The sequence below is a fragment of the Vagococcus lutrae genome, assembly GCF_023299185.1.
GTDB lineage: Bacteria > Bacillota > Bacilli > Lactobacillales > Vagococcaceae > Vagococcus_A > Vagococcus_A lutrae.
Genome location: NZ_CP097017.1, coordinates 1,890,694 through 1,904,031, shown reverse-complemented (window position 1 = coordinate 1,904,031; position 13,338 = coordinate 1,890,694). Strand labels below are relative to the sequence as shown.

13 protein-coding genes are annotated in these 13,338 nt (G+C 38.7%); 2 read left to right on the top strand and 11 right to left on the bottom strand.

Annotation, left to right across the window (positions count from 1 at the left end; translation table 11 throughout):
- Nucleotides 1-6 precede the first annotated feature (6 nt).
- The gene (gene yjbM, locus M2919_RS09145; RefSeq protein ID WP_023605914.1) at nucleotides 7-687 is read right to left on the bottom strand and encodes a GTP diphosphokinase; all 681 of its coding nucleotides are present in this window, start codon (nucleotides 685-687) and stop codon (nucleotides 7-9) included.
- A 164-nt stretch (nucleotides 688-851) separates the two neighbouring features.
- Between yjbM and M2919_RS09140 the strand changes: the two genes are divergently transcribed.
- Complete coding sequence (locus M2919_RS09140) at nucleotides 852-1,427, top strand: CYTH domain-containing protein (protein WP_023605915.1); 576 nt, start codon at nucleotides 852-854, stop codon at nucleotides 1,425-1,427.
- A gap of 75 nt (nucleotides 1,428-1,502) precedes the next feature.
- On the top strand, nucleotides 1,503-2,156 hold the full coding sequence (locus tag M2919_RS09135; RefSeq protein ID WP_248848719.1) for a DsbA family protein: 654 nt from the start codon (nucleotides 1,503-1,505) through the stop codon (nucleotides 2,154-2,156).
- Between the two features lie 95 nt (nucleotides 2,157-2,251).
- Here M2919_RS09135 and M2919_RS09130 read toward each other — a convergent pair whose 3' ends face one another.
- The 10 genes from M2919_RS09130 to M2919_RS09085 all read right to left on the bottom strand — a co-directional run bounded on the left by M2919_RS09130 (nucleotide 2,252) and on the right by M2919_RS09085 (nucleotide 13,322).
- Nucleotides 2,252-3,829 carry a peptide chain release factor 3 gene (locus tag M2919_RS09130; protein WP_248848718.1) on the bottom strand — a complete coding sequence of 526 codons (1,578 nt, stop codon included), beginning with the start codon at nucleotides 3,827-3,829 and terminating at the stop codon, nucleotides 2,252-2,254.
- 93 nt (nucleotides 3,830-3,922) lie between these two features.
- Nucleotides 3,923-4,255, bottom strand: coding sequence for an ArsR/SmtB family transcription factor (locus M2919_RS09125; RefSeq protein WP_023605918.1), 333 nt, complete (start codon nucleotides 4,253-4,255; stop codon nucleotides 3,923-3,925).
- A gap of 87 nt (nucleotides 4,256-4,342) precedes the next feature.
- Nucleotides 4,343-6,064 carry a phospho-sugar mutase gene (locus M2919_RS09120; RefSeq protein WP_248848717.1) on the bottom strand — a complete coding sequence of 574 codons (1,722 nt, stop codon included), beginning with the start codon at nucleotides 6,062-6,064 and terminating at the stop codon, nucleotides 4,343-4,345.
- Between the two features lie 148 nt (nucleotides 6,065-6,212).
- Nucleotides 6,213-7,439: an ABC transporter permease gene (locus M2919_RS09115; protein WP_248848716.1), complete on the bottom strand. Its 1,227-nt coding sequence runs from the start codon at nucleotides 7,437-7,439 to the stop codon at nucleotides 6,213-6,215.
- Complete coding sequence (locus M2919_RS09110) at nucleotides 7,432-8,148, bottom strand: ABC transporter ATP-binding protein (RefSeq protein ID WP_222318902.1); 717 nt, start codon at nucleotides 8,146-8,148, stop codon at nucleotides 7,432-7,434. The genes M2919_RS09115 and M2919_RS09110 overlap by 8 nt, the downstream gene beginning before the upstream one ends.
- A 2-nt stretch (nucleotides 8,149-8,150) precedes the next feature.
- A complete protein-coding gene (locus tag M2919_RS09105) occupies nucleotides 8,151-9,389 on the bottom strand; it encodes an efflux RND transporter periplasmic adaptor subunit (protein WP_023605922.1) in 1,239 nt (412 codons plus the stop codon).
- Between the two features lie 174 nt (nucleotides 9,390-9,563).
- The gene (locus M2919_RS09100) at nucleotides 9,564-9,764 is read right to left on the bottom strand and encodes a cold-shock protein (protein ID WP_023605923.1); all 201 of its coding nucleotides are present in this window, start codon (nucleotides 9,762-9,764) and stop codon (nucleotides 9,564-9,566) included.
- A gap of 167 nt (nucleotides 9,765-9,931) precedes the next feature.
- Nucleotides 9,932-10,861, bottom strand: coding sequence for a D-ribose ABC transporter substrate-binding protein (locus M2919_RS09095; RefSeq protein WP_248848715.1), 930 nt, complete (start codon nucleotides 10,859-10,861; stop codon nucleotides 9,932-9,934).
- A gap of 15 nt (nucleotides 10,862-10,876) precedes the next feature.
- On the bottom strand, nucleotides 10,877-11,839 hold the full coding sequence (locus M2919_RS09090; RefSeq protein ID WP_023605925.1) for an ABC transporter permease: 963 nt from the start codon (nucleotides 11,837-11,839) through the stop codon (nucleotides 10,877-10,879).
- The gene (locus M2919_RS09085) at nucleotides 11,832-13,322 is read right to left on the bottom strand and encodes a sugar ABC transporter ATP-binding protein (protein WP_248848714.1); all 1,491 of its coding nucleotides are present in this window, start codon (nucleotides 13,320-13,322) and stop codon (nucleotides 11,832-11,834) included. The genes M2919_RS09090 and M2919_RS09085 overlap by 8 nt, the downstream gene beginning before the upstream one ends.
- Nucleotides 13,323-13,338 lie beyond the last annotated feature (16 nt).

The following is a 13,338-nucleotide window of genomic DNA, read 5'->3' as shown; positions in this document are numbered from 1 at the left end:
CTCTTCCTACTCATCTTTATTCCATTGCTCACGCATAGCTAAGAAATCTTGATAGTAGCGATCATTCATTTTCCCGCGACCGTGTGAAAATAAGTGCTGGGCTTCTTGAATTTCTTCTCTAATTTTTGACATTTCTTCATCTAGCAAGTTAGCGGCTTCCGACGCATTTTTCAAACGCTCATTAATCTCAGCCGGAAACTCACCTTGATACTTATAGTTCAATGAATGTTCAATGGTCGCCCAAAAATTCATCGCAAGTGTTCGAATTTGAATTTCTGCGTATAACTTCTTTTCACCAGTGACTAATTGAACCGGATATTCAATAATCAAATGATACGAACGATAGCCACTTTCCTTATTATGCGAAATATAATCACGCTCCTGTACGACAGTCATATCTTTACGGTTCTTAATAATATGAACGACTTCATAAATATCATCTACAAACTGGCACATGATACGTAACCCCGCGATATCTTGCATCTCTTCTTCTAAATTTTCCATCGAAATGCCGCGAACTTTGGCTTTCGTCTTAATGCTGTCAACGGGTTTTACACGACCAGTGACAAACTCAATCGGCGCGTGTTGATTTTGCTCGCGAAATTGTTTTCGAATTCCTTTTAATTTAATTTTCATTTCTGAAACAGCTTGTTCATATGGTGCTAAAAGCTCGTCCCAATTTGTCATACGACTTCCCTCATTTATACAAAAAATAAAAATCCTGCATCTTCTATTTTATCATAAAAACGACAGAACCGTTAGTCGTCGCCATTATCGATTAAGATATTTACAGTTGACCTTTTGCTTTGTCTTAGCGAAAATAAAGAAAAGACCTTTAGAGGAGCGACCTTATGGAAACCTTAGAAATTGAATTTAAAAACCTACTGACCCAAGCGGAATTTCAAGCGCTATACAATACTTACCAGTTAGACACGCAACCATCTTGGGAACAAACGAATGTGTACTATGACACGCCTCAGCACCATTTAGCTGAAAAAAAAGCGGCATTACGCTTACGACTATTGCCTAACCATGCCGAAGTCACTTTAAAGACCCCTGCTAATCATGGTTTATTAGAAACTACTTTTCCTCTCTCAAAAGAGGAGGGGGAACACTGGGTACAAGCAAAACGTTTACCAAGCGCCCCTAATATTATTGAAAAGTTAGAAAGTTTAGATATCGACTATCTCACGCTTCAACCTTTCGCTCAACTTACTACCAGACGCGTTGAATATGCTTTAACAGAAAGCGCACTGCTCGTCCTGGATGAAAGTTGGTATACCCACGGCCATGACTACGAACTTGAGTTAGAAGTCGACGATTTCGAAAAGGGACGTGTTTTGTTTGACTCATTGCTCGTCAAGCATGCTATTCCTAAGCGCCCTACTCCAAATAAAATCCAACGAGCAATTAGCAAACTGTTATAAGACAATATATTTCTCATTTTCCTATTTTTCTGTTACATTTAGGGTACTTAATTAATATTTATTGGAGCGATGGTCATGTTAGAAATTTATGTCTTTGTGCACCCGCTTTGTTCCGACTGTCTTAAAACAGAAAAACAAATTCTACAACTTGTCCAACAGGTTTCAAAAAAAGTAAAGTGCCATTTTATTCCGATGCTTAGTTTGCCAAGTTTTGAACAGCAAATTCAGCAAAAAGAGGATGAACTATCCTTAGGCGAACGCAATCAACTCTTTCAAGACTTATATCAATTTACTTTAGATTATAAAACGATTCAGTTGCAAGGTAATCGACTAAGCCGACGCTTTATGTTAGCTGTCCAAGAGCAGTTTTGTCATCAGAAATATCCTTATACAACCGATTTAATCAAAAAAATCGTACACGAAATAGGTGCAGATTGGGAAACGTATCGCCTCGACAGAAAATCTCCTATCATCCAACACTTTTATGAACTCGATCAACAAATTGCCAAAGATATGGGGCTGTCACATCACGTTGGTGCTGTTATTTTCCACTATGATAAACATATGGATTTTGGTATTTATACGGATGAACACCCTTCATACGAAGTGCTTTCTGAGTTGATTTTAGGAGACTTAACCGATAAAGAACGTCATTCTTTCTCTACATTGATTGACAAAGCAACGCATTGGCAAACCACTCACTGTCATCTGATTGAACAGAAAAAGTAACACATGACGGTTTTAAGCGATTCAGGTACAAATATGACACAACTAAAAAAGTCACCAATCCATTTTAGGATTGGTGACTCTTTTTTTATTGGCTTTTAAAGCAATGTTTTCAACTCAACTTCGGGATATTTATCCGCAAACCAACGCATAGCAAACTGATTTTCAAATAAGAATAACGGTTGGTCATAACGGTCTTTCACTAAAATATTACGGCTAGAGCCCATATTTTCATCCAATTGTTCTGGGTCAATCCAACGAGCGGTTTTATTTCCCATCGGTGTCATAATCACTTCGGTATTATACTCATTAAGCATTCGGTGTTGGAATACTTCAAACTGCAATTGTCCAACTGCACCGATGATATAGTCTTCTGTGACATACGTTTTGTATAACTGAATAGCACCTTCTTGGACTAACTGTTGCATCCCTTTATGGAATGATTTTTGTTTCATGACATTTTTCGCCGTGACTTTCATAAACATCTCTGGCGTAAATTGTGGCAATTCTTCATAAGCAACATCCAGCTTACCACTGAAAATCGTGTCGCCTATTTGATAGTTACCCGTATCATACAAACCAATAATATCCCCCGCCACCGCATTTTCAACTGTTTCTCGGCTATCCGCCATAAATTGTGTGGAGTTATTTAATTTAATCTTCTTACCCGTTCGTTCTAACGTCACGTCCATGCCACGTTCAAACACGCCTGAACAAACACGCACGAAAGCAATTCGGTCTCGATGAGCAGGGTTCATGTTAGCTTGAATTTTAAAAATAAAGCCCGAGAAATCTTCATTGTCCGGTTCGACAATCGTTTCATCTTGAGTCTGATGTGCGGAAGGTTTTGGGGCAAATTGTAAAAATGTTTCTAAGAATGTTTGTACACCAAAATTTGTTAACGCAGAACCAAAGAATACAGGCGTCAACTCACCCGCTGCGACTAAGTCGGCATCAAACTCATTCCCTGCTTCGACGAGCAACTCAACTTCCTCTAAGACTTGGCGATAAATACTATCTTGAGCGAGTTTATGTTCACTTGGCAACTCGCCTTCTTCATTTAACATAGCAAAGCGTTCGTTATCATATTTTTCAGGGTGATAAAATTCAATTCGTTTATGATAAATATCATAAATTCCTTCTAACCCTTTCCCCATGCCAATTGGCCAATTCATCGGATAGGAATCAATCTCTAAAACTTCTTCTAACTCTTCTAATAAATCGAGTGGGTCACGACCGTCCCGATCCAGTTTATTCATAAATGTAAAAATAGGAATCCCACGCATGCGACAAACTTGGAAAAGCTTTTTCGTTTGAGCTTCAATCCCTTTAGCTGTATCTACTACCATGACAGCTGCGTCCACAGCCATTAATGTCCGATAGGTATCTTCAGAGAAATCCTCATGTCCCGGGGTGTCTAAGATATTCACACGTTTTCCATCATAGTCAAATTGCATAACCGAGCTGGTAACAGAAATCCCACGTTGCTTTTCAATTTCCATCCAGTCGGATTTAGCAAAATTCCCCGTCTTTTTCCCTTTTACTGTTCCTGCAGAACGTATCGCGCCACCAAATAATAATAATTTTTCTGTAATCGTTGTTTTCCCCGCATCCGGATGCGAAATAATCGCAAACGTGCGACGCTTATCAACCGCTTCTTGTATCGTTTCTTTCATTTATATAGACTCCTTTAATCTTGACTTGTGCTCACTTATTTTCACAATAACAAGCGCTAGTATATCATGAAAAAGATGTGAAATAAAGTCAGGCTATGACGGTTCTTGACAATCTTCTACCGCATGAGAGACGTGTTCAAACGTATCCGCCAAAATTGCCATAACGTGATCATCATCTAATGAGTAGTAAACCGTCTTCCCTTCTTTGCGTGACTTCACAAGATGATTGGTTCTTAAAACACGTAATTGATGCGAAACAGCGGATTGTTCCAACCCTATCTTTTCACTAATGGCTCCAACATTTAACTCTGAAACAGTCAATGCCGTTAATATTTTCAAGCGTGTAGGATCTCCCAACGCTTTATATAACTGACTTACCGACTGGATTAGTGTCTCACTTGGTTCTAAACGAATCTTTTCGCTCATGTTTTCTCCTCATCCTTTTCCTTTATACATATAGTAAAAAACTGTTAATGACCAGCTCAGCTGTGATTAACAGTTTTACTTTTACTTTTAATGTTTATCGACTAAGCGTTGAATATCCGCTTTAATGTCATCTAATTTTGCTTGAGCTACATCTCTTTCTTCCCCTTGTACGCCAATGTAAAATTTAATCTTTGGCTCCGTTCCGGAAGGACGAATCGCTACCCAACTACCGTCTTCGAGTAAATATTTTAACACATTCGCTTGTGGTAACGTGATGTCGCTAACTTGACCTTCATTCGTCGTAGCTTTTTGTGATTGGAAGTCTTGTGTGACAACGACTTTCTTACCTCCAAATGATTGGATTCCCTCAGCACGTGTGTCACGCATTAATGCTTTGATTTTCTCAGAGCCTTCCGCTCCGTCCATCGTAACAGAAATCGTTTCTTCGATGAAATAACCATATGTTTCAAATAACTCTTGTAAAGCGTCATACATTGTTTTATTTTCCGCTTTATAATAAGCAGCAATCTCTGCTAGTAATACGAGTGCTTGAATCGCATCTTTATCTCGAGCAAAATCTTGAATCAAATAGCCATAACTTTCTTCAAATCCAAATAAGAAAGTTTTCTCATCGGTTGCTTCATATTCTTTAATTTTTTCCGCAATAAACTTAAACCCAGTTAAAACATCAACCATTTCAATATCAAAATCTTTTGCAATCGCAGTAGCCATCTCACTTGATACAATAGATTTTAACGCCACACCATTTTGAGGAAGTGTTTGTGCATCGCGATGAGCTGTCAAAATATAATGAAGCATGATAGCCGCAATTTGATTACCTGTTAAGATAGTATATTCCCCATCAGGCATTCTTACCGCCGCACCTAAACGGTCAGCATCAGGGTCTGTTGCTAATAGTAGGTCTGCTTCTTCTTCTTTCCCTAGACGAATCGCATACTCAAATGCGGAATACTCTTCTGGGTTGGGCGATTTCACGGTTGAAAAATCCGGATCTCCTTCTGCTTGTTCTGGTACAATCACAAAACTATCAAAACCTGCTTGTTTCAAAGCACGCTCTCCTAGCATTTTACCCGTACCGTGTAGAGGTGTATAGACCAGTTTTAAATCTTTCCCCACTGATGCTACTAATTCGTGATTAATAGTCACGCGTGACATCTCTTCTAAATAGCGAGCATCTAATTTTTCACCGATTGTTTCAATCAATTCATGCTGTTCATCCGCTACTTCTAATTCCAATGGGTTTTCAACCGCACGCACGAAACGTGTCACCGCATCGGCATCTTGTGGGGGCATTTGTCCGCCATCTTCACCATATATTTTATAGCCATTATAAGCGGCTGGATTATGACTAGCTGTAATCATAACACCCGCAATACAGTTTAACTCGCGTACAGCAAAGGATAACGTCGGTGTCGGACGTAAGCTTTCAAAAACATATGCTTTAATTCCATGATGAGCTAAAACACGCGCTGTCTCCAAAGCAAACTCAGGCGACTGATGACGTGAATCATAAGCAATCACGACGCCACGTTCTCTAGCTGCTTCACCTTTTTCTAAGATAAGTTGACTCAGTCCTTCTGTCGCTTGACGTACCGTATAGATATTCATACGATTAATTCCCGCGCCCAGAATACCACGCATCCCAGCCGTTCCAAATTCAAGCGGTTGGTAAAATGCATCGTATTTTTTATCGGCATCTTCTGCAAGGGCTCTCATATCTGCTTGTAAGTTCTCTGGTAAAGTCTGACAACCATTCCAAGTTTCAAATAACGTTTCAACTGTTTTCATAATTCGACTCCTCTTGTAAAAATTCATTTATGTTCATATTATACCATTAATTTGTTTTCTTTCCTATCGAATAAAAAAAAGAAAGAAAGCTAAAACCATCGCTTTCTTTCTCTCATTTGTTACGCACAATCAACGTATATTTTTACTTTTATTGATAAATGGCTTTAATCGGATCGATTTTCGCTGCATTAAAGGCTGGAATAATTCCAAATACTAAACCAATAGCCGTCGAAACAGAAGCAGAGATTAATGTCATCTTAAGACTGACAATTGCTTCAATCTCAAACACAGATGACAGTCCCTGAGCTATCAACCAGCCAAGTAAGATACCAATCAATCCACCGATTAAGGTAATAAAAGCTGCCTCCATTAAAAATTGGAGTAATATGTTAGCTGGGCGCGCACCTATCGCACGTCTAATCCCGATTTCACGTTTACGTTCAGTAACAGAAACGTACATGATGTTCATGACCCCAATACCACCAACTAATAAGGAAATAGCTGTAATCATCACAAGGCCGATTACGACTTGTTGAATCATTTTCTCGACTTCTTGACGCATTTGCTCGTTTGATTTATCTTCTTCAAACTCACCGATTAAATCTGGATGTGCTTCTTTTAATAAATCATTAGCTTGCATGATAATACCTTCACGGTCTGCACCATCTTGAATGGTGATTTTAATCGCATTCATCGGTTTACTTTTTGTTAGTTGATTATAAGCTTTCTTTGGCACGACCGAATAAAAATCATTCTCGTCAAATGTCGTAGAAAAACCACCTTCAAAATCAATTTCCTTCTTAACGCCGATAACCAAAAATTTTTCGCCATCAACATCTATCGCACGTCCCACAATATTCGCAGGGTTCTTCGTTCCTAAACTATATTGCAACGTATCATGCGCTAAGACAATCACATTTTCATTCACATCTGCCGGTGTAATATCTCGACCATAAGCGACTTTATTGTCTCCTTGATTTGCGACAATTTCCGTACCACCACTACTTGTAAAATATTGTATATTAGCACTAATCGTTTCAATGGAACTCATTCCATATCCGTATGAACCGGCAATACCTTTAACATTTTCAAGTTGTTGCAATTGTTTTAAATCATTACGAGTAAAGTTAAATGGCTCATAGTTTTGAGCGACTTCATCATCATCTTCTCCAACTTCTTCTCTAAAAATCAGTTTGATTACATTGGAATTAGTCGACTCCATCATTTTTAGACTGCTTTGTTTCATTCCTTCACCGATTGCTGAGACAGTTACTACGGCAGCAATCCCAATGATAATACCAACCATGGTAAGAAACACGCGTAGCTTATGTGCGCGTAAACTTAAAAACGTACTCAGGATGAGATTTTTAAACATCCGTCTCAACCTCCTCATCCATAAACAACCCGTCTTTCATGCGAATAACACGTGTTGCATATTTCTTCATATCATCATCATGGGTTACCATGACGATTGTTTTGCCTTCTTGATTAAGCTTGGTCAAAATCCCCATAATATCACGACTTGTTTCACTATCTAAAGCCCCTGTCGGTTCATCTGCCATAATTAATAGCGGGTCATTCACAAGTGAACGCGCAATCGCTACCCGTTGCTGTTGTCCACCAGACAACTCTGTTACTTTTGACTTTTCTTTTTCAGACAAGCCCACCATATCTAAATAGTGTTTCGCAATTCGTCTGCGTTCGTTATCTGACTTTTTACCTTCATATACCATAGGGAGTCCAACATTTTGACTGACATTCAACGACTGAATTAAGAAAAACTGTTGAAAAATAAACCCTAGATATTTATTACGTAAATCTGATTTTTGATTCTCTGTTAATTTTGAAACATCTTCTCCATTGAAAAAGTAATGACCGTCAGAGATTTGATCTAGAAAGCCAATAATATTCATTAGCGTGGTTTTCCCACTACCAGATTTCCCCATAATCATGACAAATTCGCCACGATAGATAGTCAAATCTAGATTTTTTAATACATGAAGTTGCTCTTTACCCACAGGATAATATTTATTAATTCCTTTCATTTCGATTAAAGGAATAGCATGTGAGGAAATATCTGTCATTTTTATTCCTCCTCTTCTACGACTGGTGCTTCGCCACCAATAATGTCTCCATCTTTCAGAGGTGTTTTAGAACTAACAATCACACGGTCCATTGCCTCTAGACCTTCAGTGACTTCAACTTCTTTCTCTTTACTTGCTTCCTCTTTTTTATCAGCTTTGGCTTTTTCATCACCTTCTTTAGAGTCTGTTTTTTCAGTCTCTGCTGCTTCTTTGATGGTAATATTTTTTCGTAACACAGTTCCAAAGTCATCGACTAATACATAGGCTTGGTCGCCTTCATGTTTCACCGCTTTGCTTGGAATCTTAATCGCTTTATCACCTAAATTGACCGCTGCTTGCACATGGAAGCCATTTTTCAAGTTCTCTTTTGATTCAATGGAAAGTTTAACCGTATAGTTTGATAAGTTACTTGAGCCACCGCCCATTTCTCCTTCACCACCAGAACCTTGTCCGGGTGTTTCAGAAATATAAGTAATCGCACCATTAACATTTTCATTATTCGCGATAATCTTAATATTGGCTTTTTGGTCAACCTTTAATTTTTCAACATCTTTCTCATTAACCGTTCCTACCACATAATAATCTTCAGATGTTAAATTCAAAATCGCACTATCTCGTGTTTTTTCTTGAGGTATAGAAACTTTTCCTTTAAATGGTGCTTTAATTTGATTGACTTGACGCGCCATGACATCATTTAACTGCTCTTGTAATTGAGTCAAACGAACGTCAAAACTATTAATATCATAACGTAAAGCAATCGCTTCACGTGCTTCTGGCGTGTTTTGGCTAGGGGCTGGCTCTTCTCCTTCTTCTGTTGGAGCTACGCTACCAGATGCCAATTGTTTTAATTCTAATTCCATTTGGCGAACCGCTTTATAACGATCTGCCTCTGTTGATTGAATCGTCGATTTAATTTCAGCAATTTCTTTTTCACTGTTTGGATCAACATATTGATATAATACAGTGCCTTCTTCTACTAAATCACCGTTAGCTACTTGTAAATCTCCCAGTTTTCCTAACGTATCATCCTTCACAAATTCTTGCGAACGAACAGGTGTAACAGTTCCGTTAATAAAGACTTGTTTCAAGCCAACAATATCAAAATATTCAATCCCGTTATCCTCAGGCGCCTCCATATTTTCTGGCAAGTCTTTTTTACCGCCTAATCCGAACAATAAATAAGCTATCACTGCTACGGCTAAAATCACGCCTCCAATAATAAAACCTTTCTTTTTCGTCATGTTTCTACTCCTTTTTTTGCAATACCTTTACAAGTATGACAAGTTTATTTAATAGTTGTCACTATTATAATACATCGGCATAGCATCTCCCACTCTTTTTTTGAATTTTAATCTTACAATCTTGTCACAATAAAAAAAGAGCTATGGGAAATCCCATAGCTCCAACTTTAATTATTAAGCTTTAACGATGTTTGTTGCTTGAAGTCCACGTTGGCCTTCTTCAACATCAAAAGTTACTGCTTGACCTTCTTCTAATGTTTTGAATCCTTCAGATTGGATAGCTGAGAAATGTGCAAACACATCTGTACCGTCCTCTTGTGTAATAAATCCAAAACCTTTGTCTGCGTTAAACCATTTAACTGTACCGTTATTCATAAATATTTCCTCCTAATACGTACTTATGTACGCTTGTTATTGCAATAATATGACGTATAAAAGGAAATAATATTTCTTAAAATATGTATCCTAATGTGTATCAAAATCACTACATTAATTACTATAACACGTTCTGATTTCTTTGTATAGCTTTATTACTTATAATCTTATTTTGCTTCCATTAGTTCTAATGGTGAATCAATTTTTTTATCTAGTTTTTTACCAGAGAAGTGATCATAAGCGGCTTGCAGCGCAATACGTCCCATTTCTTCAGGCTGTTGCGCAATCGTTGCATTTAAACGGCCGTCTTTTACAGCTTTCACACCATCTTCGTTTCCGTCAAAACCGACAACAATCACATCTGTTTTCCCAGCTGCTTCTAACGCTTCTAAGGCACCTAACGCCATTTCATCATTTTGTGCAAAAACCGCTTGAATATCTTTCGTTGATTGTAAAATATTTTCCATAACGGTTAAGCCTTTAGCACGGTCAAACTCTGCTGATTGTTTTTCCACGACTTCTAATTTACCGTCTGCAAATTCATCAAAACCTTTTCCACGTTCACGTGTTGCTGAAGCACCTGGTACTCCTTCTAACTCGACAACACGTCCATTTTCACCAATTTTATCTAAAATAAACTGAGCCGCCATTTCGCCACCTTTTACGTTATCAGATGCAACAAGAGTTAAAACCTCACCGCCGTCACTACTACGGTCAATGGTAATCACAGGTATATTCGCTGCATTAGCTGCTTCGACAGCAGGTTGAATGGCAGAAGAATCTACAGGATTAACTAAGATCACATCGACTCCTTGTTGAATTAAGTCATCCATATCGTTACTTTGCTTAGCCGAATCATTTTGTGCATCGACTACGACCGTCTTTGTATCATTCTCATCTGCCAGATCAACAATACCTTCTTTTACAGAGACAAAGAACGGGTTGTTCAATGTGGAAATACTTGCGCCAACTTTTAATTCACTGGCCTCTTTCTTCTCCACGTCTCCACTATCTTTTGCACCGTTATCCAATGTGGCTGCACCACATCCTGCTAACATCAAACCTGTGACTGCTAAACCTGCTAATAATTTTTTCATTGCTATTTCCCCCTTTTATTTTTTCTTACGGTCAAGTAAGACCGCAATAATAATCACAATACCTTTTACAATTTGTTGATAGAAACTTGAGACACCTAGTAAGTTAAGACCGTTATTAATCGTCCCGATAATAAGTGCCCCGACTAATGTGCCAAAGATACGTCCTTTCCCACCAGAGAGACTCGTCCCACCTAAGACCACGGCAGCAATCGCATCCATTTCAAAAGCTTGACCAGCAGTTGGTTGTGCAGAATTTAAACGAGAAGTTAAGATAATCCCTGAAAGAGAAGCCATTAAACCAGATAACGTATAAATCCACATTTGAACACGGTCGGTATTAACACCAGCTAGTTTTGCTGCTTTAATATTGCCACCAATCGCATAGGTTTTCTTCCCGAAAGCTGTTTTATGTAACAAAACAAAGAGTAAAGCAAAACTAACAAGCATGATAATAATTGGAAACGGAATACCAAATAAATAACCACGTCCGATAAATTGAAATAAGAAACTATCTCCAATACCGGTAATCGGATTCCCGTTTGTATAAACGAGTGTCAAGCCACGATAAATTGTCATTGTCGCTAAAGTGGCAATAAAAGGCGCCATATTGCCTTTTGCAATAAGCAAGCCATTAATCATCCCTAAAATAGCCCCAACCATTAAGCCCGCTATCATCGCAAGTAATGGCGACATGCCCGATGAAATCAGCCCTGCTACAAAAGCTCCTGATAAAGCTAACGTTGAACCAACCGATAGGTCAATCCCACCTGTTAAAATAACAAAGGTCATGCCAAATGCAATCAAGGCATTGACAGATACCTGACGCAATAAGTTTAATAAGTTAACAGACGATAAAAAACTCGGATTCATAATCGTCACTAAAATCACTAGGACGACCAGTGCCACAAGGGGTCCCAATTTAGAAAGCCATTTTCCCATATCTTTTGATGATTTTTGTTTCGTCATTTCTTTATTCATTGATAATTCCTCCTGTCGCAAGTTGCATGACACGTTCCTGAGTAGCTTCTGCTTTCGCTACTTCTCCCATCAAGCGTCCTTCGCGTACTACCATAATGCGATCACTAATACTTAAAACTTCTGGTAAATCACTGGAAATCATGATAATCGCCACGCCACGTTCAGCTAACTCGTTGATTAATAAATAAATCTCACGTTTCGCACCTACATCGACTCCACGAGTCGGTTCATCTAAAATTAGTACTTTTGGCCCAATTCCTAGCCATTTGGCTAAAACGACTTTTTGCTGATTCCCTCCTGACAAGCTACTTGCAGGGTCTTCAACGCTCGCTGTCTTAACTGTTAAACGCTCGACTAACAATTCAACAAAATCATCAATCAGCTTATCATTTAATAACCCCGCCTTTGAAAATTCACCAACAGAAGGTAGTAAGACATTGTCACGAATAGAAAAATCTAGAATCAATCCTTCATCTTTTCGGTCTTCAGTTAGAAAACCAATACCTTGGCGAATGGCTTCTTCTGGACTTTTTATCGTCAATTCTTTGCCTTCTAAACGAATCGTCCCACGACTCTTAGGCAGTAAACCAAAAATCGTGCGCATGATTTCCGTTCGACCAGCACCCATTAGACCTGAAAACCCGAGTATCTCGCCACTTCGCACGTTAAAGCTAATATCTTCAAATACGCCGTCTAACGCTAAGTTTTCTACCTCAAAACGAACTTCGCCAATCTCACTCGTTTTTTCTGGATAAAAGTCACCAATCTCGCGACCAACCATCTCGCGTACGACTTGTTCCATTTGCGTTTCCGCGATTTGACGAGTCGAAACAGAGATACCATCACGCATGACCGTAATCCGATCACACATCTCAAAAATTTCTTCCATACGATGCGAAATATAAACAATCGATACGCCCTGTGCCTTTAGTTTATGCATGACATCAAATAGCACACGTATTTCACGATTGGTTAAGGCAGCAGTTGGCTCGTCCATGATAATCACCTGCGCATTCGTCATTAACGACTTCGCAATTTCTATCATCTGTTGTTGACCAACTGACAACTCGCCCATTTCTTGATACAAATCAATCTTAATATTTAACTGTTCAAAAACCGCTTGTGCTTCCTTCTCCATCGCTCGATAGTCCAGTAAGCCCAGTTTCGTCCGCTTTTCACGATTTAAAAACAAGTTATCAATCACTGACATTTCACCAATCGCATTAATTTCTTGATGAATGAAACTCACACCAGCTAATTCCGCTTCTTTTGTTGAATCATAATAGGTTTCCTGACCATCTATCACAATCGTGCCCGCATCTCGCTTGTGCAATCCTGTTAAAATATTCATTAACGTCGATTTCCCTGCACCATTTTCTCCCATAAGCGCGTGAATCTCGCCTGGCAGTAATTCAAAATCAACACCTTCTAATACACGATTGGCACCAAATGCTTTTTTAATGCCTGTCATCGTAATTTCCATCTTGTCACCCCACTCT

Coding starts and splice junctions, on each gene's coding strand:
- M2919_RS09115 (WP_248848716.1), bottom strand. CDS start 7,439: ATGTTTAAAAATCTCATCCTGAGTACGTTTTTAAGTTTACGCGCACAT.
- M2919_RS09110 (WP_222318902.1), bottom strand. CDS start 8,148: ATGACAGATATTTCCTCACATGCTATTCCTTTAATCGAAATGAAAGGA.
- M2919_RS09120 (WP_248848717.1), bottom strand. CDS start 6,064: ATGAAAACAGTTGAAACGTTATTTGAAACTTGGAATGGTTGTCAGACT.
- M2919_RS09135 (WP_248848719.1), top strand. CDS start 1,503: ATGTTAGAAATTTATGTCTTTGTGCACCCGCTTTGTTCCGACTGTCTT.
- M2919_RS09105 (WP_023605922.1), bottom strand. CDS start 9,389: ATGACGAAAAAGAAAGGTTTTATTATTGGAGGCGTGATTTTAGCCGTA.
- M2919_RS09130 (WP_248848718.1), bottom strand. CDS start 3,829: ATGAAAGAAACGATACAAGAAGCGGTTGATAAGCGTCGCACGTTTGCG.
- M2919_RS09100 (WP_023605923.1), bottom strand. CDS start 9,764: ATGAATAACGGTACAGTTAAATGGTTTAACGCAGACAAAGGTTTTGGA.
- M2919_RS09085 (WP_248848714.1), bottom strand. CDS start 13,322: ATGGAAATTACGATGACAGGCATTAAAAAAGCATTTGGTGCCAATCGT.
- yjbM (WP_023605914.1), bottom strand. CDS start 687: ATGACAAATTGGGACGAGCTTTTAGCACCATATGAACAAGCTGTTTCA.
- M2919_RS09140 (WP_023605915.1), top strand. CDS start 852: ATGGAAACCTTAGAAATTGAATTTAAAAACCTACTGACCCAAGCGGAA.
- M2919_RS09125 (WP_023605918.1), bottom strand. CDS start 4,255: ATGAGCGAAAAGATTCGTTTAGAACCAAGTGAGACACTAATCCAGTCG.
- M2919_RS09090 (WP_023605925.1), bottom strand. CDS start 11,839: ATGAATAAAGAAATGACGAAACAAAAATCATCAAAAGATATGGGAAAA.
- M2919_RS09095 (WP_248848715.1), bottom strand. CDS start 10,861: ATGAAAAAATTATTAGCAGGTTTAGCAGTCACAGGTTTGATGTTAGCA.